Origin of the sequence: Pseudomonas sp. SJZ131 (assembly GCF_007828705.1) — a bacterium.
Classification (GTDB): domain Bacteria; phylum Pseudomonadota; class Gammaproteobacteria; order Pseudomonadales; family Pseudomonadaceae; genus Aquipseudomonas; species Aquipseudomonas prosekii.
In genome coordinates this window covers 641,212-658,901 of record NZ_VIVC01000001.1, presented here as the reverse complement: position 1 = coordinate 658,901, position 17,690 = coordinate 641,212, and the positions used below count along the sequence as shown (strand labels likewise).

Genomic DNA, 17,690 nt, shown 5'->3' with positions numbered 1-17,690 from the left:
TCTTTTATGAAAGTGAAAACCCTGCGTTTGGCTATTTCTGGTCTGGCCCTGAGTTGCTTCACCGCATTCAGCGTCCAGGCTGCCGAACCCAAAGAACTGTTTTTCTACAACTGGACCGACTATTACCCGGTGGATTTGCTGGCCAAGTTCGAAAAGGAAACCGGGATCAAAGTCACCATGGACGGCTACGACAGCAACGAAACCCTGCTCGCCAAGTTGCAGGCTGGTGGCGCCGCGTATGACGTGATCGTGCCGTCGCAATCGATCATGCAAACCTTGATCAAGCAGGATTTGCTGCTGGAAATCGACGCGCCGTCGCTGGCGAATTTCCAGTACGTGAAGCCGGCGTTCCGCGACCCGAGTTTCGACCCTGGCCGCAAGTTTTCAGCACCGTATCTGTGGGGCACTACCGGGTTTTCCTATGACAGTGCGCGGGTGCCGGGCGGCAAGCTCGACGATTCGTGGAAGGAGTTTTTCGAACCGCGCAAAGAGCTCGAAGGGCAACTCGCCGCGCTGGACACGTCCAGCAGCGTGATCAACGCCGCCAGCCATTATTTGAACGTCGACGAATGCACGGAAAACCCGCAGGACGCCAAGCGCATTCTGGAGCTGCTGCAAAAGCAGAAACCGCATCTGAAGATGTACAGCTCGGACAACACCGTCGACCGCATGGCCTCGGGCGAGGTGATCATGATGCAGAACTGGAACGGTTCGACCGCCCGCGCGACGTTGCAGAAGAGCAGCATCAAGTACGTGTATCCGCGCGAAGGCCTGGCGATGTTCCAGGACAATTTCGCCGTACCGAAAAGCGCGCCGCACCCTGGCAACGCGAAGATTTTCATCGACTGGATGATGAAACCGGAAAACGCCGCCGCCGTATCGAACGCGATTGCCTACGCCAACGGGATTCAGAGCGACCAATTGCTCGATGCCAAATGGAAAGTCATGGACGCGATCAACATGCCCGACGAATTCGCCTCGCGCCTGCGCCCGGAAAAAGAATGCAGCAACAAGGCGCGCGAGCTACAAGACCGGATCTGGTCGAAGCTCAAGGGTTGATCGGCAGGCTTTGAACCGAGGCGCGAACATCGCGAGCAAGGGTATTGGGTTGTTCACACAATCCATGGTCAACACAAACCCCCTGTAGGAGCGAGGCTTGCCCGCGATGAGGCCCGAACTGACACCGCATAACGGCCATCGCGAGCAAGTTCGCTCCCACAAGGGTATTGGGTTGTTCACACAGCCCATGGTCAACAAAAAACCCCTGTAGGAGTGAGCCTGCTCGCGATGAGGCCCGAACAGACACCGCATAACGGCCATCGCGAGCAAGCTCGCTCCCACAAGGGTATTGGGTTGTTCACACAGCCCATGGGCAACACAAAACCAATGTGGGAGCCGAGCTTGCTCGCGATGAGGCCCGAACTGACACCGCATAACGGCCATCGCGAGCAGGCTCACTCCTACAAGGGTATTGGGTTGTTCACACGGCCCTTGGGCAACACACAAACCCTGTGGGAGTGAGCCTGCTCGCGATGAGGCCCGCCCCAACACCAACTATTCAGAGGTAAAAAATGACCTGGCTCCGCAACGTCCGCCCCTACGGCGCTCCTGCCGAGGATTTGCTGATCGAAAACGGCCTGTTCAAAGACCGCCGTCCGGCGTCCGCTGCACCGCTGGCGGCCACTGATATCGACGGCCAACACCAACTGCTGACCCCGGCGCTGGTGGAAAGCCACGTCCACCTCGACAAAACCCTCTGGGGCCAACCCTGGCGGCCAAACAGCGCCGGGCCGACGCTCAAGGATTACATCGCCAACGAGCGCAACGTCCTGCGCGAAGTCGAAACACCCATCGCCCAACGCGCCGGCGCGCTGCTGGAAAACTGCATCGCCCGTGGCTCGATGACCCTGCGTTGCCACGTCGACATCGATCCGGAATTCGGACTGCGCCACGTCGAAGCCCTGCAACAACTGCGCGAACGCTATCGCGACCTCATCGACTTGCAACTGGTGGTGTTCCCCCAAACCGGGCTGATCAGCCGCCCCGGCACCGCCGAACTGATGCGCGACGCCATGGCGCTCGGCGTCGAAAACGTCGGCGGCCTCGACCCGTGCGGCATCGACAATGACCCCATCGCCCAGCTCGATTTTGTCTTCAAGCTCGCCAGCGAATTCCAGCGCGGCGTCGACATTCACCTGCACGACAAAGGTGAATTGGGCCTGTGGCAAATCAAATTGATCGCCGACTACACCGAACGTTTCGGGCTTCAGGGCCGGGTGATGATCAGTCACGCCTATTGCCTCGGCATGTTGCCGTGGAGCCAGGTGCAACCGGTGGCCGAGCGCCTCGCAGCGCTGCGCATTTCGCTGATGAGTTCCGCGCCGGCCGATTGCGCGGTGCCGCCGTACCTCGCCCTGCGCGCAGCCGGGGTCAACGTGTGCCTGGGCTCGGACGGCATCCGCGATGCCTGGTCGCCGATGGGCAACGGCGACATGCTCGAACGCGCGATGCTTTTGGCGTTCCGGTTTGACCTGAACAAGGACGAAGAACTGGCAGCAGCCTTCGACGCCGCCAGCGTAAACGGTGCGCGGGCATTGGGCTGCGAGGCTTATGGCGTGGACATCGGCTGCCCGGCAGACTTTTTGCTGATGCCCGTGCAGACCTTGGGCGAAGCGGTGGTTTCACGTCCTCTGCGCGAGGTTTATCGCCGCGGGCGGCTGATCGCCACGGCCGGCCGTTTGCTGGACAGTCGCTTGTGAAGCGCATTGGCCTGAAAGCCGCTTGCGTAGTCGGGTTCGACGGCACGCAGCATGTGTTGTGGCGCGACGGCGAAGTGGTGTTCGGCGGTTCGCGTATCGAGTTTGTCGGGCGCAATTACCCCGGCCCGGTGGATCAATGGATCGACTACGGCAATGCGTTGATCGGCCCCGGTTTCATCGACCTCGACGCCCTCGGCGATCTCGATTCGACGGTGCTGACCCTCGACAACGGTGACGAGCGCGGCATGGGCCGCATGGGGTCCGAAGACTATCTGGCGGCCGGTCCGCGCGAGAGTTACACCGCCGACGAAGAGCGCTTCAAGTACCGTTACGCCTTCACGCAACTGATCCGCAACGGCATCACCACGGCGATGCCGATCACCTCGATGTACTACCGCGAATGGGCAGAAACTTATGACGAGTTCGCGGCAGTGGCCGCTGTCGCGGGCGAGTTGGGCCTGCGCACTTACCTCGGGCCTTGCTACATGAGCGGCATGAGTTATTGGCGCGCCGACGGCACTCTCGGTCATCACTGGGACGAAACTCGCGGCCTCGCCGGACTGCAAGCAGCGGCGCGGTTTTTTCAGGATTTCGACGGCGCCCACGACGGCTTGATTCGGGGCGCCCTGCTCCCGGATCGCATCCAGACCTGCACCCCGGCGCTGCTGCAACGCACCGCCGCGCTGAGCCGCGAACTGAATGCACCGATGCGTTTGCACTGCTGCCAGGGCTTGGACGAAGTGGCGATGGTCAAGCAATTGCGCGGCGTTTCACCGCTGGCCTGGCTCGAGCAACTGGACTTGCTGACCCCGCGCAGCCTGCTGCCCCACGGCATTTACACCGACGGCGAGGCAGACCTTCAGCGCGTGGTGAACGGCGGCGCAAGCCTGGTGCATTGCCCGCTGGTGTTCGCCCGTGATGGCGAGGCGCTGAACTCTTTCGGCCGTTATCGCGCCAAGGGCATCAACTTTGCGCTGGGCACCGATACCTGGCCGGCGGACTTGCTGGAGAACATGCGCCACGGCTTGAACATCGCCCGGTTGATGGAGGGCGGCAACACCCTGACCAGCACGCTGGACCTGTACAACGCCGCCACGCTCGGCGGCGCCAAGGCTTTGCGCCGCGATGACCTCGGACGCCTGGCGCCGGGGGCCAAGGCTGATATCACCGTGTTCAGCCTGCGCGGCCAGCACCTCGGGCCACTGTTCGACCCACTGAAAAACCTCGTGCTCGCCGGGCGCGGTGACGACTGCATCGCCAGTTACATCGACGGTCGCTGCGTGATGCAGGACGGTCAGGTGCACGGCGTCGATTACCCGGCGTTGCAACGTCAGGCGCAACGCCAATTCGAAAAACTGATGCGCAGCCACAGTGCTCGGGCGTTTGGCCAACCGGACTGGAAAACCCTGTTCAAACCGGCGATCCCGTTCGCCGATGACTACAGCGCAGACGCGCCGCTGTGCGCGATTGATCCCCTGCTTTAACGCGTTTCGCCCTGGAGCGTTTTTTTCATAGCGCATTTTTTCATAGAGAGCTGCCATGCAAAGTTTCGATTTCAGCCAACTGAGCCCACGCGACAAATACAAGATCCTGATCGGCAGCGTCGTGCCTCGGCCGATTGCGCTGGTCACCACCATTGATGGCGAAGGCCGGATCAACGCCGCGCCGTTCAGTTTCTTCAATGCGTTGTCGGCCGACCCGCCGATCCTCGCGCTCGGCGTGGAAAACTACGGCGACCAGAGCCCCAAGGACACCACGCGCAACATCCAGCTCAATCAGGAATTCACCGTGAATATCGTCAGCGATGCGCTGGTGGAAGCGATGAACGTCTGCGCCGTGCCGTTCGCGCCGGGTTTCGACGAACTGACCGCCGCCGGCCTCACCGCGATCCCCGGCACCACGGTCAAATGCCCGCGCATCGGCGAAGCCCCGGTGGCGCTGGAGTGTCGACGCATGATGGCGCTGTCGATTGGCCAATCGCGGGAAATCATTTTTGGCGAAGTCTTGATGGCGCATGTCCGTGACGAATTGATCGACCCGAAAACCCTGTACATCGACCAATTGGGCCTAGACGCGATCGGGCGCATGGGTGGCCACGGTTATGCACGAACCCGCGATTATTTTGACTTGCCAACCCGCTCGTTGCAGGCCTGGACCGAGGCGCCGGGTGGCGGTGAACGGTTTTGGCCATTGGCCAAATAATGCCCTCACCGTTGATCGTTCCCATGCTCCGCGTGAGAACGATCGGCGCTCAATGAAAATCCCGACTGCGCACGTGGATACCGTCCAGCAGCGGGCTCAAATCGCTCATGCGTCCGGCGATCAGGTGCCGCACCTCGCCTTCCCTTTCCCAGCGCCCATCGACCTTGAGCAATTGCGCGCCGACCAGCACTTGGCGCTGGCGTTCGGCCAAGTCGCGCCAGACCACCACGTTGACGTTGCCGAATTCGTCTTCCAGGGTCACGAAAGTCACGCCGCTGGCGGTGCCCGGTCGTTGGCGCCCGGTCACCAGCCCGGCGACGCTGACCGGGCGCCCGTGCTCGACGTCGAGTAATTCCCGGGAGCTGCGACAACGGCGGGCTTTGAGTTCGGCGCGCAGCAACGCCAGCGGATGCGGGCCGAGCGTGGTGCCGACCGTCGCGTAATCGGCGTGCAAATCCTCGCCCACGGTCGGTTTGGGCAACGATACTTCCACCTCTTCCTGACGCGGTAAACCGGCAAACAACCCGAGCTGTTTCTGCACCCCCGCCACTTCCCAGCGCGCCCGATGACGATCCCCGGCCAACCCGCGCAAGGCCCCGGCATCCGCCAATTGCTCCTGGGCGCGGGCGTCGAGTTGCGCACGTTCGCCGAGGTCGGCGACATCGACAAAGGCGCCCCTCGAACGCGCCGCCTCGATGCGCCGGGCATCGTCTTCGCGAAAGCCTTTGATCAGCCGCAACCCCATGCGAATCGCCGGTTGCGCGCCAATGATCGGTTCCAGGCTGCAATCCCAGTCGCTGGCGCGCACATCCACCGGGCGAATCTGCAAATGATGCCGGCGGGCGTCTTGCAGAATCTGGTCCGGGTTGTAAAAACCCATCGGCCAGCTATTGATCAGCGCACAGGCGAACGCCGCGGGTTCGTGGCACTTGAGCCAGCAACTGGCGTAGGTCAGCAGGGCAAAACTGGCGGCGTGGGATTCGGGAAAACCGTAGCTGCCGAAGCCTTTGATCTGTTCGAAAAGCTGCGCGGCGAATTCTGCGGTGTAGCCGTTCTTTTTCATCCCGGCGGCGAGGCGTTCCTTGTGCGGTTCCAGTCCGCCGTGACGTTTCCACGCCGCCATGGAGCGGCGCAACTGATCGGCCTCGCCGGGGCTGTAGTCGGCGGCCACTATGGCGATTTGCATTACCTGTTCCTGAAACAGCGGCACGCCCAAGGTGCGTTTGAGCACAACTTCCAGAGCTGGCGATGGATAGACTTCGGGTTCTTGTTTGTTTCGACGGCGCAGGTACGGGTGCACCATGCCGCCCTGGATCGGCCCCGGGCGGACAATCGCCACCTCGATCACCAAGTCATAGAATTCGCGTGGCTTGAGCCGCGGCAGCATCGACATCTGCGCCCGCGATTCAATCTGAAATACGCCGACCGTGTCCGCCCGGCCAATCATGTCGTAGGTCAGCGAGTCTTCGGCGGGCACCGTCGCCAGGCTCAAGTCCAGATTGCGGTGCCGACGCAGCAGATCGAAGCAGCGGCGGATCGCACTGAGCATGCCCAGCGCGAGGATATCGACCTTGAGCAGGCCGACCGCGTCGAGGTCATCCTTGTCCCACTGGATAATCGTGCGCTCGGCCATCGCCGCGTTTTCCACCGGCACCAGCGTGTCCAGCGGCTGCTCGGAAATAACGAAGCCGCCGGGATGCTGGGACAGGTGACGGGGAAAACCGATCAACTGCGCAGTCAGGCTCAACACCCGATGCAGGACCGGGCTCTCAGGGTCAAAACCGCCTTCACGCAAGCGCTCGACGGGCGGCGTCTTGTCGCTCCAGTGACCGCAGCAATCGGCCAGCGCATTCACTTGATCCGGCGGCAAACCCAATGCCTTGGCGACATCGCGCACCGCCCCCGCCGCGTGGTAAGTGCTGACCACTGCGGTCAACGCTGCGCGGCTGCGGCCGTAACGCTGGAACACATACTGCAAAACTTCTTCGCGGCGCTCGTGCTCGAAATCGACGTCGATGTCCGGCGGTTCGTTGCGCTCCTTCGACAGAAAGCGCTCGAACAGCAACGTGGTGCGATCCGGATCGATTTCGGTAATGCCCAAGGCAAAACACACGGCCGAGTTGGCCGCCGAACCACGGCCCTGACAAAGGATTTTCTGTTCGCGGGCGTAACGGACGATGTCGTGAACCGTGAGGAAATAGCTCTCGTAGCCCAGCTCGGCAATCAGTTGCAGCTCTTTATCAATCTGCGCCAGTACCTTGGCTTGCGGCGCCTTGGGCCAGCGCCACTTGATGCCTTCTTCGGTCAAATGCCGCAGCCATGAAGTCGCCGTCTGGCCGTGCGGCACCAACTCGCGAGGGTATTGGTAGCGCAATTGCCCCAGGTCGAACGTGCAGCGCCGGGCAATCACCAGCGTTTCATCGAGCAGCACTTGCGGATAAATCGATTGCAATGCGTCGAGGCTGCGCAAATGCCGCTCGCCGTTGGGGTGCAAACGCAAACCCGCCGCCGCCACTGGCAGGTGATGGCGGATCGCGGTCATGGTGTCCTGCAACGCGCGCCGGCCACGGGCGTGCATGTGCACATCGCCGCTGGCCACCGCCGGGATGCGCAACTCCCTGGCCAGCAGCAACAAATCGTTCAAGCGGCGGCTGTCGTCCTGCCCGCAATGCAACTGGACCGCCAGCCACAGGCGTTCGGCGAAGGTCTGCTTGAGCCACTCACCGCTGGCAAAATCATCGACTGCGTCCGGCACCCACAACGCCAACAGCCCCGGCAAGGGTTCGCTGAAATCCTCGCGCAGCACTTGGTACTGGCCTTTCTGCGTGCGGCGGCGGGCGCGGGTGATCAAACGGCACAACGCCTGATAACCCTCGAGGTTTTCCACCAGCAGCACCAGTTTCGGACCGTCCTCGATGCGAATTTCGCTGCCGATGATCAGCGGCAGTTCGACGGATTTCGCTGCTTGCCAGGCCCGGACAATCCCGGACAAGGTGCATTCATCGGTGATCGCCAAGGCCTGATAACCCTGGCGTTTCGCCCGTTGAAACAACTCCAGCGCACTGGATGCGCCGCGCTGGAAGCTGAAGTTCGACAGGCAATGCAGTTCGGCATAGTCGCTACAGTCAGCATATTTGCCAGCGTCGATGCTCATGCGAACCAGCCTTGCAGCCACAGCGGACCGCCCTCACCCACCGCGCGATAAGCCCAGCCCTGTTGGCCGGCGCGGGTCTGGATCAGGTAATAATCGCGGCGCACATCAGCGCCGTCCCACCAACCGGATTCGATGCGTTCCGGGCCCATGAGAATACGCGCCGAGCCTTCGTGCACGGCCATCGGCTCGGTCAGCAGCCAGCCCGGCCGCTGCACCCCCGGCAGCCCGCCGCAGGGCTGGTTGTCGACGCTGGTTTGCCACGTGCATTCGGGGCGGTGATCGGCCTGAAAACGCAACCCCTGCACCGCTTCGTCGCCCAACCGCGCCCGCAGCCGTTCGCGTAATTGCTCCCACGGCAAGGACTGCTGCGGGCGGTCGTCGAACAGTTCCTGACGCTGCGGCACGAAGCTCGGCAGGTCTTCGGCAGACAAGCGAAAACCGCGCACCGGAGCCTCGACCTGCACTTGCTCCAAGCGCCCGCGCGCCAGTTCGAAGAGCATCGCCGGGTCGCGTTCGGCGCTGAGCAGGCCGACCTTGATCACTGTGTCCGGCAACCCGGCGTGCTCCAGATGCAGGTCGAAACGCTGTACGCCGCTGTCCCGACCGCAGAGGAATGCCGACAGATCCCCGGTCAAACGGCGCAAGGGGAACAGCAATGCCTGATGCGATTGCACGTCGAAATTGAGTTCGATGCGCACATCAAACCGATCCGGCGGCAGGTAAAACGCCAGGGCCAAGTGGCGCAAGCCGAGCAAGGCGTCCAGATGCTTGAGCACCTGGGCCTCGAAACGCCGGGCCAGGGTATGGCGCGGCAATGCCTGAACCTGGCTCAAGGTGCGCAGGCCCATGCGCGACAACGCCGTGGCCACTGAGGATTCGAGGGCGATGCGGTCGACCGGCAATTGCCCCAGGTGATAACGCAAGGCCTGATCGTCCGGCACCACCAGCCCGTCATAGACATTGGCCAGCACCCGCGCCGCCACGGGATTGGGCGCGGCGACGATGCGATGACGAAAGCCCAGTTCGGCGAGTTCGCTGCGCAATCGCGCTTCAAATTGTGGCCACGCGCCGAACAGGCCCAGGCTCGACTCGATTTCAAATACCACGGCACGCGGGTAATGCACGCTGACCTGGGAACTGAAGCGATAGGCCCACGCCGCGAGAAATTGCTGCCAGTGTTCGATTTCGGCGGCGTCGTATTCCGCCGTGACAAACCCTTTGCTCAGGGCCTGGGCGGCGGTCATTGACTGGCCGGGGCGCAAACCGAGCGCGCGGGCCGAGGCGTTGACCGCTTGCAACACCCGACGCTGGGCCGGGCCGGTCAGCAGCGCCAGCGGCTGATCGGGGTCGGGACGCTGACGCAGTACCGCGTCCAGCGCCAATTGCGGGAAAAGAATGCACACCCAGCGCATGGCAACCTCAATGTCCCATCGCGAAGGCAATCGGCGCTGTGCGCGCCAATCCGCCCCGACACTTGAGCACTCGCAACTGCGCAGGTTTGGCGTCGATGGCGATGCGCAGTGCTGCTGGCGAGGGGTTGACCGCTTCGGCCATCGAGCGATAGGCAAACGCCAGGGTCGAGCCGGTTTCCGCCGCTACCTGCAAGCGCCGCAACGCGCGGTCATCGGCCTTGTGCGGCCAACACAGGACCGCGCCGCAACTGCCCGAGCGCAGGCATTGTTCCGCCGCCCACAGGGCATCGCGTTCACTGGCCTGAATGATCGACAACTGGCGCAGATCGACTCCGGCGTTCTGCCAGGCTTGCGGATACGGTACGTAGGGCGGCGCGATCAGCACGATGCGCTCGCCCGCCGCCGCCAGCCGCGCCAGCGCCGGCCACACCAACTGCAATTCGCCAACGCCCTGCCCGCTCAGGAGGATTTCGGTCAGCGCCGCTTCCGGCCAGCCACCACTCGGCAACGCCGCATCCAGCGCCGCGTGCCCGGTGGGTTGCGGGCTGACGGCCGGTGGCGCAGGCCGGCCCTTCCAGACCTGGCCGCCATTGAACAGCGTATCCAACGCAACGACGGCGCCCATCATCCTTGCCTCACCAGACCGCAGAACACGCCTTCGATGGCCAGGTCCTGATCGGCATCGACGATGATCGGCTTATAAGCCGGGTTGCGCGGCAGCAGTCGCACGCTGTCGCCGACCCGTTCGAAACGCTTGATGGTGACTTCGCCGTCGAGCCGCGCGACCACGATCTGCCCGTTGTAGGCCTCGGGATTGCGGTGCACGCCTACCAGATCACCGTCGAGAATGCCGTCCTCGATCATCGAGTCACCCTGGACCCGCAGCATGTAATCCGGGACGCGGGAGAAGATTGCCGGGTCGAACAGCAAACGGCTGTGGACCTCGGCATCGGCACCAATCGGCGCTCCCGCTGCTACGCGACCGAGCACCGGGATGTCCAGCAGTTCGGGGCGCGGCGGTTGCCCGAGCAAGCGAATGCCCCGCGCCTGATTCGGGTTGACTTCGATAAAACCGGCGTCGGTCAGCGCCAGCACATGCTTGCGCGCCACGCTGCGCGAGGCAAAACCAAAAGCCTCGCTGATTTCAGCAAGGCTCGGAGACTGACCGTGCTCCGCGATTCGATCACGGATAAAAGTCAGGATGGCGGTACGGCGGGGAGTGAGAGTCGTCATGGAGTACATTTGTACTCTTTCGGCATTTTCCTGGCAATAACCGCCAGTCAGGTGAGGCCTTGGAGAAGCAAGGCATTCCCCCAAGATCTCGGCCCCTACAGGGGATTTCTGTTGTGCTCAGATGTTGGGTTCACTGCAAAACAAATGTGGGAGCCGAGCTTGCTCGCGATGGCGGCTGAACATTCAACATAGATGCTGAATGTCAGATTGCTATCGCGAGCAAGCTCGGCTCCCACAGGGGATCTGTGTACTGCGCAAATGTTGCGTCCATCACAGAACAGGGGATTTGTGGGGTGCGCAGATGTTGCGTCCACCACAAATCAAATGTAGGAGTGAGCCTGCTCGCGATGGCCTTGGGTCAGCAACCAATGTATTGACTGACAGATTTCTATCGCGAGCAGGCTCACTCCTACAAGGGAACTACGTCATGCGCAGATTTTGTGGTCACTGCAAATCAAATGTGGGAGCCGAGCTTGCTCGCGATGGCGGCTGAACATTCAACACAGATGCTGAATGTCAGACCGCTATCGCGAGCAAGCTCGGCTCCCACAGGGTTTTGCGTTGCTTCAATGACCGCCGTTTAACAACACTTCGGCCCGGATTTGCCGCCGTAACGCGCCTCCTGACGTTCGCGGAAGAACATTTCGTAGGTCATCACCGGTTTGTCCGGGTGGTTGGTTTGCATGTGCTCGACGTAGTTGTCGTAATCGGGCATGCCGACCATCAGGCGCGCGGCCTGACCGAGGTATTTACCGAGGCGACTCAGGTCATTGAACATCGTTGCAATCCTCGATCAAGCATCCGGCAGCGCCTGGAATGGCGCTTCCTTATCCGTGCGTTCCTTGGTGCCCCAAGCGGCAATCCCGACTTTGAGCGCGTAGAACAGAATGCTGAACACCACAAACAGGAACAGTGCCGTCAGCGTCGCATTGGTGTAGGCGTTGAAGATCACGTGGTTCATCTGCGTAATGTCCTTGGCCGGCGCGAGGATCTGGCCATTGGCCAAGGCATCGCTGTATTTACGCGCCAGCGACAGAAAGCCGATCGCCGGATTGGCGTCGAACAGCTTGATGAAACCCGCCGTGGTGGTGCAGATCAGCAGCCAGACGGCTGGCAGCATGGTCACCCAGATGTAGCGTTGGCGTTTCATTTTGATCAGCACAACCGTGGCAAGCATCAGCGCGATGCCGGCGAGCATCTGGTTGGAGATGCCGAACAGCGGCCACAACGTATTGATCCCGCCCAGCGGATCGATCACACCCTGATACAACAACCAGCCCCACATCGCCACACAACCGGCAGTGGCGATCAGGTTGGCGGTCCAGGATTCGGTGCGTTTCAGCGCAGGAACGAACGAACCGAGCAAATCCTGCAGCATGAAACGCCCGGCACGGGTGCCCGCATCGACCGCCGTCAGGATAAACAACGCCTCGAACAGAATGGCGAAGTGGTACCAGAACGCCATGGTGTTTTCACCCGGCAGCACGCTGTGCAGGATCTGCGCGATCCCGACCGCCAGGGTCGGAGCACCACCGGCACGCGCCAGAATCGTGGTTTCGCCGATGTCATGCGCGACCGCTTGCAGCGCTTCCGGGGTAATCGCAAAACCCCAACTGCTGACGGTTTGCGCGACAGTCACCACGTCGGCGCCGACCACCGCGGCCGGGCTGTTCATGGCGAAATACACGCCCGGCTCGATCACCGAAGCGGCGACCATGGCCATGATCGCGACGAAGGATTCCATGAGCATGCCGCCGTAACCGATGTACCGCGCGTGGCCCTCACTGGCGAGCAGTTTCGGCGTGGTGCCGGAAGCAATCAGTGCGTGGAAACCCGAGACCGCGCCACAGGCAATGGTAATGAACAGGAACGGGAACAAACCGCCCTTCCACACCGGCCCGGTGCCGTCGATGAATTGCGTCAGCGCCGGCATTTTCAGCTCGGGCATGGTGATCAGAATGCCCACCGCCAACGCGAGAATGGTGCCGATCTTGAGGAACGTCGACAAGTAATCGCGCGGCGCCAGAATCAGCCACACCGGCAGCACCGCCGCGACAAAACCGTAACCAATCAGCATCCAGGTGATCTGCACCCCGGTGAAACTGAAGACTTTGGCCCACTGCGGATCAGCCGCAATCTGCCCACCGACGAAAATCGAACCGAGTAGCAACGCCACACCGATCAACGAGATTTCGCCGATGCGCCCCGGACGGATGTAGCGCATATAAATGCCCATGAACATCGCGATCGGAATAGTCGCCATCACCGTGAACATGCCCCACGGGCTGTCAGCCAAGGCTTTAACGACGATCAACGCCAGCACCGCGAGGATGATGATCATGATCAGGAAGCAGCCAAACAGCGCAATGGTCCCAGGGATACGGCCCATTTCTTCACGGACCATGTCGCCGAGCGACCGGCCATTACGCCGCGTCGAGAGGAACAGCACCATGAAGTCCTGCACCGCGCCGGCAAACACCACGCCGGCAATCAGCCACAGCGTGCCGGGCAAGTAACCCATTTGCGCTGCCAGCACTGGACCGACCAGAGGCCCCGCGCCAGCAATGGCCGCGAAGTGGTGACCGAAGAGGATGTGTTTGTTGGTCGGCACGTAGTCAAGGCCATCATTGTTGATGACGGCGGGCGTGGCACGAGTGGGGTCGAGTTGCATCACCCGGTTGGCGATGAACAGGCTGTAATAGCGGTAGGCAACAAGGTAGATGGCGATGGCGGCGACGACGATCCAGAGGGCGTTGATCGCTTCGCCGCGGCGCAGGGCCACGACACTCAGCGCAATCGCTCCAATGACAGCCACGACAAACCAGGCGAGGTGTTTAACCAGACGGGTCATTGCGTGTCTCCTGCCGGCAGTCCGATAGGCCGCGGCGAAATTTTTATAATGGGTCTGCGCTCCACAACGGGTAGTCGTGCGCGAGGCCGCCTAATATCCGCGCATGTCGCCAGCAGCGGAATCCGCAGAACTACGTAAGGCGCGTCTACGTAGTTCTACGCAGAACGGTTCTTCCATCAGTCCGGCGGCGCGCAAGGCTGGCCAAGTGCAGCGCTTTTTGCCCTATGATGCCCGCCATCCGCCACCCGTCCGGTCTCGACAGGAGGGAACATGCAGCTCAAACACAAAATCGTCGCCCTCGGTATCTTGCCGCTGATCCTCGCGATTGCGGTCATTTGCGCGTTGGTGATGTTCCAGAACCGGCAACTCGGCGAGCAACAGGCGCAGTTGATCGAGGACAGCATTCTGGCGAGCAAACGCGCGGAGTTGAAAAACTACGTGGAGATGGCCAAGAGTCTGATCGAGCCGCTGTACGCCGACGGCACGGGCGATGAAACGGCGCAGCAGCGCGTGCTCGAAGAACTGCGCAAACTCAGCTTCGGTCTCGACGGCTACTTTTTTGTCTACGACCGCCAGGGCCGCAGCCTGATGCACCCGCGCCAGTCCGACCTGGTCGGCCAGGACTTGTGGAACATGACCGATCCGCACGGTTTGCCGGTGATTCAGGCATTGCTGAAAAGCGCCGAATCCGGTGCCGGGTTCCAGCGCTATGCGTGGAAAAAACCCTCGACCGGCGCCGTCACCGAGAAGCTTGCTTACGTGGTCATGCTCGAGCGCTGGGGCTGGATGCTCGGCACCGGGATTTACCTCGAAGACGTCGAACAAGCCACGCAACAGGCGCGCGATGAAGTCGCGCAAGGCATCCACGGGACGATGCTGGCAATCACTGCCGTCGCGCTGATTGCGGTGTTGCTGGTGTTTGTCAGCGGCATGACGTTGAACGTCAGCGAACATCGACTCGCGGACAAAAAACTCCAGCGCCTCAACCAGCGCATCGTCAGTTTGCAGGAAGAAGAACGCTCACGAGTTTCGCGGGAATTGCATGACGGCATCAGCCAACTGCTGGTGTCGATCAAGTTTCAATTCGAATTGGCCAGCCATTTGATTGAGGCCGGGCGCGACAATGGCTTGGCGATTTTGCGTGAGGCAACGGAGCGACTCGGCAGCGCCATCGGCGAGGTCCGGAGCATTTCCCATGACTTGCGTTCGTCGCTGCTCGACACCCTCGGCCTGCCCGCCGCCATCGGCCAACTGGCCGCCGAGTTCCAGCAGCGCAGCGGTTTGCAGGTCAATTATGAAAGCGACCTGTTCGACTGCGATCTGGTCGACGGCGCCGCGGTGGCGGTGTTTCGCATCGCCCAGGAAGGCTTGACCAACATCGAACGCCACGCCCAGGCGAGCACGGTGTCGATTACCTTGCAGGGCTCGGCGCAGGCCTTGCGCCTGATCGTGGTGGATGACGGCATCGGTTTTAATGTCAATCGCATCGACCGCTTGAACGCCGGCATCGGCCTGCGCAATATCCGCGAGCGCGTCGAGCATTTTGGCGGCCGCCTCGACCTGCATTCAACGCCGGGCCGCAGCGAACTGAACGTGCTGCTGCCCATGACTGCGCCGGCCGGTTGAAGCCGCTTTGCGTCAAACGACTATAAGAGAAGAGAACCGATGAGCCTGCCCTTCCCGATCCGCGTCGCTCTGGTCGACGATCATTCGCTGGTCCGCGAAGGCATTCGCGCGTTGCTGGCGGTCGTGGACTTTCTGGCGATTGTCGGTGAAGCCGACAGCGGTGCGAGCGCGCTGGAAATGGTCGCCCGGACCGAGCCGGATTTGCTGCTGGTGGACATTGGCCTCAAGGACATCAATGGCCTGGAATTGACCCGGGTTTTGCGTCGGGATTACCCGTCGATCAAGATCCTGATCCTCAGCATGTACGACAACAACGAGTACATCAGTGAGTCGGTGCGCTCCGGCGCCAGCGGTTATGTGCTGAAGAATTCACCTTCGCGGGAGATCATTGCGGCGATCGAAGCGATTGCCAGCGGCGGCACGTTCTACAGCGCTGAAATCGCCCAGAAACTCGCCGCCGAACGCCCGACCGACAACGAGCTGACCCCGCGTGAAAGCGAGGTCCTGTGCAAAATGGTCTTGGGCTTGAACAACAAGGAAATGGCCCGCGAGCTCGACATCAGCGTGCGCACGGTGGAAACCCATCGCCTGAGCATTCGCCGCAAACTCAACATCGACAAGCCTGCGGCGCTGCTCAACTACGCTATTGAACGCGGTTTGATTTCGCGCTGAACGACATCGCCGCGATCAGAGCTTGGCAATCGACACTTCGGTGGATTTCACAAACGCGATCACTTCGCTGCCAATCTTCAATTCCAGGTCGCGCACCGAGCGCGTGGTAATCACTGAGGTGACGATACCGGAGGCGGTTTGCACATCGATTTCGGAAACCACTTCGCCTTCGACGATTTCCTTGATGACGCCTTTGAACTGGTTACGCACGTTGATCGCTTTGATGGTCATGTTGCGGCTTCCTGTCTGTTGTCTGGCAAGTGGGCACTGAGTGCAGGCCTCCAACATGCACCGCTTGGCGAAACAACAAAAGGAATAAATAACGATTTAGTTATTCTTTAAATGAATATAAGAGATAGGCGTTAGTCGCTGTCAAACCCAAATCGCGGGCAAAAAAAAATCCCAGGCAGCTGATGGACGCCTGGGACTTAAAAATGCATAAACCGTGGTGGTGAACGCGGGGCGATATTAACCTACTAAAACACTTTGAAACAAGATATTTCTACGCACCGTTCAGTTAATTAGCTCCGTAAGCCCTTATATATCAACACTATTTGTGCGGAATTTAGTTCTCACGCAATCGGAATCAGTGGGTCAGCAGCCGCCCAAGCACCTTGGCGATCAGCCGCCGGTGGGTAAATCCACACGGTATTGATCGTGGTTTTAAGCGCCTTGCCTTCCTGTTTGACCAGCTTGACCTGGCGATCCCAACCCTCGGTGTAGACCGCGCCCCACGCGCCGAGGTCCAGGCACGTGACATATTTCGGTTGGCTGTAAGGCGTTGGTTCGACGCCGAGCAACTGCGCCGCCACGTTGTTGCCCGCATGCCGGCCAAGAACGATGGCGTGCTGGCAGGTCATCAACGCGTGATTGCCGATGTCATCGCTCGCCGCGTAGGCCACATCACCGGTGGCGAAGATGTCGTCCTGGCCGATGACTTTCAGGTGCGCATCGACATGCAAACGGCCGAGGCCATCGCGCTCGCCGGGGATCTGTTCAGTCAAGGTGCTGGCGCGCACGCCGGTGGTCCAGATCACGGTTTTGGCGTCGATGCGCTGACCATCGGCCAGTGTCACGCCATTTTCATCGACCGCGACCACCGACGATTTCAACTGCCATTTCACGCCGAGCTCAGTGCTCGCCTCGGCGATTGACTGGCTGATTTCTTCGCCCATCGAGGCGCCAACCTTGTCGCCGCGATCAACGATGATCACCTGGATGTCAGCGCGCTCGCCCAGGATTGCACGCAAACGGGCGGGCATTTCTGTCGCAGTTTCGATCCCGGTAAAACCGCCACCGGCAACGACCACGGTGTTGCGCGCAGTGCTTTCCGGTTGTTCGGCCAGTGCTTTCAGGTGACTTTCCAGACGCACGGCTTGTTCGATCTGATCGACATCAAATGCGTGTTGCACCACGCCAGGCGTGTTCGGCGAAGCGAGACGGCTGCCGGTAGCCAGAACAAGTTTGTCGTAGCTGAGCATCTTTTTTGCGCCAAATGCATCGAGATAGGCCACGCATTTTTCCGCGACATCGATGGTTTCAGCAGCGCCTTGGACGAACTTCACACCGACCGCGTCGAACAGTTTGTCGATTGGCGCGGCGAGTTGATGTGCGTTCGGTTCGTAGAAGCGCGGACGCACCCGCAGCTCGGCCTGCGGGGCCAATACGGTCACTTCGACGCCGTCGTGCTGATGAATATTGAACAAGCGGGTGGCGCTCAAGGCTGTCCACATTCCGCCAAAACCTGCGCCGATAACCAGAATCTGCTTTTTCATTGTTGT

At 61.1% G+C, this 17,690-nt stretch carries 14 protein-coding genes; 6 read left to right on the top strand and 8 right to left on the bottom strand.

Going from position 1 to position 17,690, the window contains the following annotated elements; genetic code table 11:
- Window positions 1-6: 6 nt before the first annotated feature.
- From FBY12_RS02810 to FBY12_RS02795, 4 genes are all read left to right on the top strand, one after another.
- Window positions 7-1,059, top strand: coding sequence for an extracellular solute-binding protein (locus FBY12_RS02810; RefSeq protein ID WP_121734313.1), 1,053 nt, complete (start codon window positions 7-9; stop codon window positions 1,057-1,059).
- Window positions 1,060-1,571: 512 nt separating this feature from the next.
- Window positions 1,572-2,759 (top strand): amidohydrolase family protein, encoded by a 1,188-nt coding sequence (locus tag FBY12_RS02805; RefSeq protein ID WP_145250936.1) that lies wholly within the window; start codon window positions 1,572-1,574, stop codon window positions 2,757-2,759.
- Complete coding sequence (locus tag FBY12_RS02800) at window positions 2,756-4,243, top strand: amidohydrolase family protein (protein ID WP_145250933.1); 1,488 nt, start codon at window positions 2,756-2,758, stop codon at window positions 4,241-4,243. Before FBY12_RS02805 ends, FBY12_RS02800 begins: the two co-directional genes overlap by 4 nt.
- 55 nt (window positions 4,244-4,298) lie before the next feature.
- Window positions 4,299-4,961 (top strand): flavin reductase family protein, encoded by a 663-nt coding sequence (locus FBY12_RS02795; RefSeq protein ID WP_145250930.1) that lies wholly within the window; start codon window positions 4,299-4,301, stop codon window positions 4,959-4,961.
- Between the two features lie 49 nt (window positions 4,962-5,010).
- Here FBY12_RS02795 and FBY12_RS02790 read toward each other — a convergent pair whose 3' ends face one another.
- The 6 genes from FBY12_RS02790 to FBY12_RS02765 all read right to left on the bottom strand — a co-directional run bounded on the left by FBY12_RS02790 (window position 5,011) and on the right by FBY12_RS02765 (window position 13,611).
- Entirely contained in the window at window positions 5,011-8,115 is a 3,105-nt protein-coding gene (locus FBY12_RS02790; protein WP_145250927.1) for an error-prone DNA polymerase, read from the bottom strand.
- The gene (locus FBY12_RS02785) at window positions 8,112-9,527 is read right to left on the bottom strand and encodes a DNA polymerase Y family protein (RefSeq protein ID WP_145250924.1); all 1,416 of its coding nucleotides are present in this window, start codon (window positions 9,525-9,527) and stop codon (window positions 8,112-8,114) included. The genes FBY12_RS02790 and FBY12_RS02785 overlap by 4 nt, the downstream gene beginning before the upstream one ends.
- A 7-nt stretch (window positions 9,528-9,534) precedes the next feature.
- Window positions 9,535-10,152 carry a translesion DNA synthesis-associated protein ImuA gene (gene imuA / locus FBY12_RS02780; RefSeq protein ID WP_092269404.1) on the bottom strand — a complete coding sequence of 206 codons (618 nt, stop codon included), beginning with the start codon at window positions 10,150-10,152 and terminating at the stop codon, window positions 9,535-9,537.
- A complete protein-coding gene (gene lexA, locus FBY12_RS02775; RefSeq protein WP_145250921.1) occupies window positions 10,152-10,769 on the bottom strand; it encodes a transcriptional repressor LexA in 618 nt (205 codons plus the stop codon). The genes imuA and lexA overlap by 1 nt, the downstream gene beginning before the upstream one ends.
- 571 nt (window positions 10,770-11,340) lie before the next feature.
- Complete coding sequence (locus tag FBY12_RS02770) at window positions 11,341-11,538, bottom strand: YbdD/YjiX family protein (protein WP_092269411.1); 198 nt, start codon at window positions 11,536-11,538, stop codon at window positions 11,341-11,343.
- Window positions 11,539-11,553: 15 nt separating this feature from the next.
- Window positions 11,554-13,611, bottom strand: a complete 2,058-nt coding sequence (locus FBY12_RS02765; RefSeq protein ID WP_092269414.1) for a carbon starvation CstA family protein — start codon at window positions 13,609-13,611, stop codon at window positions 11,554-11,556.
- A gap of 270 nt (window positions 13,612-13,881) precedes the next feature.
- Between FBY12_RS02765 and FBY12_RS02760 the strand changes: the two genes are divergently transcribed.
- Window positions 13,882-15,237: a cache domain-containing protein gene (locus FBY12_RS02760; protein ID WP_121733831.1), complete on the top strand. Its 1,356-nt coding sequence runs from the start codon at window positions 13,882-13,884 to the stop codon at window positions 15,235-15,237.
- 39 nt (window positions 15,238-15,276) lie between these two features.
- Window positions 15,277-15,909: a response regulator transcription factor gene (locus tag FBY12_RS02755; protein WP_145250918.1), complete on the top strand. Its 633-nt coding sequence runs from the start codon at window positions 15,277-15,279 to the stop codon at window positions 15,907-15,909.
- Window positions 15,910-15,924: 15 nt separating this feature from the next.
- On the opposite strand, the gene FBY12_RS02750 is transcribed toward FBY12_RS02755, so the two are convergent.
- Window positions 15,925-16,140, bottom strand: coding sequence for a molybdopterin-binding protein (locus FBY12_RS02750; protein ID WP_059404251.1), 216 nt, complete (start codon window positions 16,138-16,140; stop codon window positions 15,925-15,927).
- A gap of 341 nt (window positions 16,141-16,481) precedes the next feature.
- Window positions 16,482-17,684: an NAD(P)/FAD-dependent oxidoreductase gene (locus FBY12_RS02745; RefSeq protein WP_145250915.1), complete on the bottom strand. Its 1,203-nt coding sequence runs from the start codon at window positions 17,682-17,684 to the stop codon at window positions 16,482-16,484.
- Window positions 17,685-17,690 lie beyond the last annotated feature (6 nt).

Coding starts and splice junctions, on each gene's coding strand:
- FBY12_RS02755 (WP_145250918.1), top strand. CDS start 15,277: ATGAGCCTGCCCTTCCCGATCCGCGTCGCTCTGGTCGACGATCATTCG.
- FBY12_RS02770 (WP_092269411.1), bottom strand. CDS start 11,538: ATGTTCAATGACCTGAGTCGCCTCGGTAAATACCTCGGTCAGGCCGCG.
- FBY12_RS02795 (WP_145250930.1), top strand. CDS start 4,299: ATGCAAAGTTTCGATTTCAGCCAACTGAGCCCACGCGACAAATACAAG.
- FBY12_RS02765 (WP_092269414.1), bottom strand. CDS start 13,611: ATGACCCGTCTGGTTAAACACCTCGCCTGGTTTGTCGTGGCTGTCATT.
- FBY12_RS02750 (WP_059404251.1), bottom strand. CDS start 16,140: ATGACCATCAAAGCGATCAACGTGCGTAACCAGTTCAAAGGCGTCATC.
- lexA (WP_145250921.1), bottom strand. CDS start 10,769: ATGTACTCCATGACGACTCTCACTCCCCGCCGTACCGCCATCCTGACT.
- FBY12_RS02745 (WP_145250915.1), bottom strand. CDS start 17,684: ATGAAAAAGCAGATTCTGGTTATCGGCGCAGGTTTTGGCGGAATGTGG.
- imuA (WP_092269404.1), bottom strand. CDS start 10,152: ATGGGCGCCGTCGTTGCGTTGGATACGCTGTTCAATGGCGGCCAGGTC.
- FBY12_RS02805 (WP_145250936.1), top strand. CDS start 1,572: ATGACCTGGCTCCGCAACGTCCGCCCCTACGGCGCTCCTGCCGAGGAT.
- FBY12_RS02810 (WP_121734313.1), top strand. CDS start 7: ATGAAAGTGAAAACCCTGCGTTTGGCTATTTCTGGTCTGGCCCTGAGT.
- FBY12_RS02760 (WP_121733831.1), top strand. CDS start 13,882: ATGCAGCTCAAACACAAAATCGTCGCCCTCGGTATCTTGCCGCTGATC.
- FBY12_RS02790 (WP_145250927.1), bottom strand. CDS start 8,115: ATGAGCATCGACGCTGGCAAATATGCTGACTGTAGCGACTATGCCGAA.
- FBY12_RS02785 (WP_145250924.1), bottom strand. CDS start 9,527: ATGCGCTGGGTGTGCATTCTTTTCCCGCAATTGGCGCTGGACGCGGTA.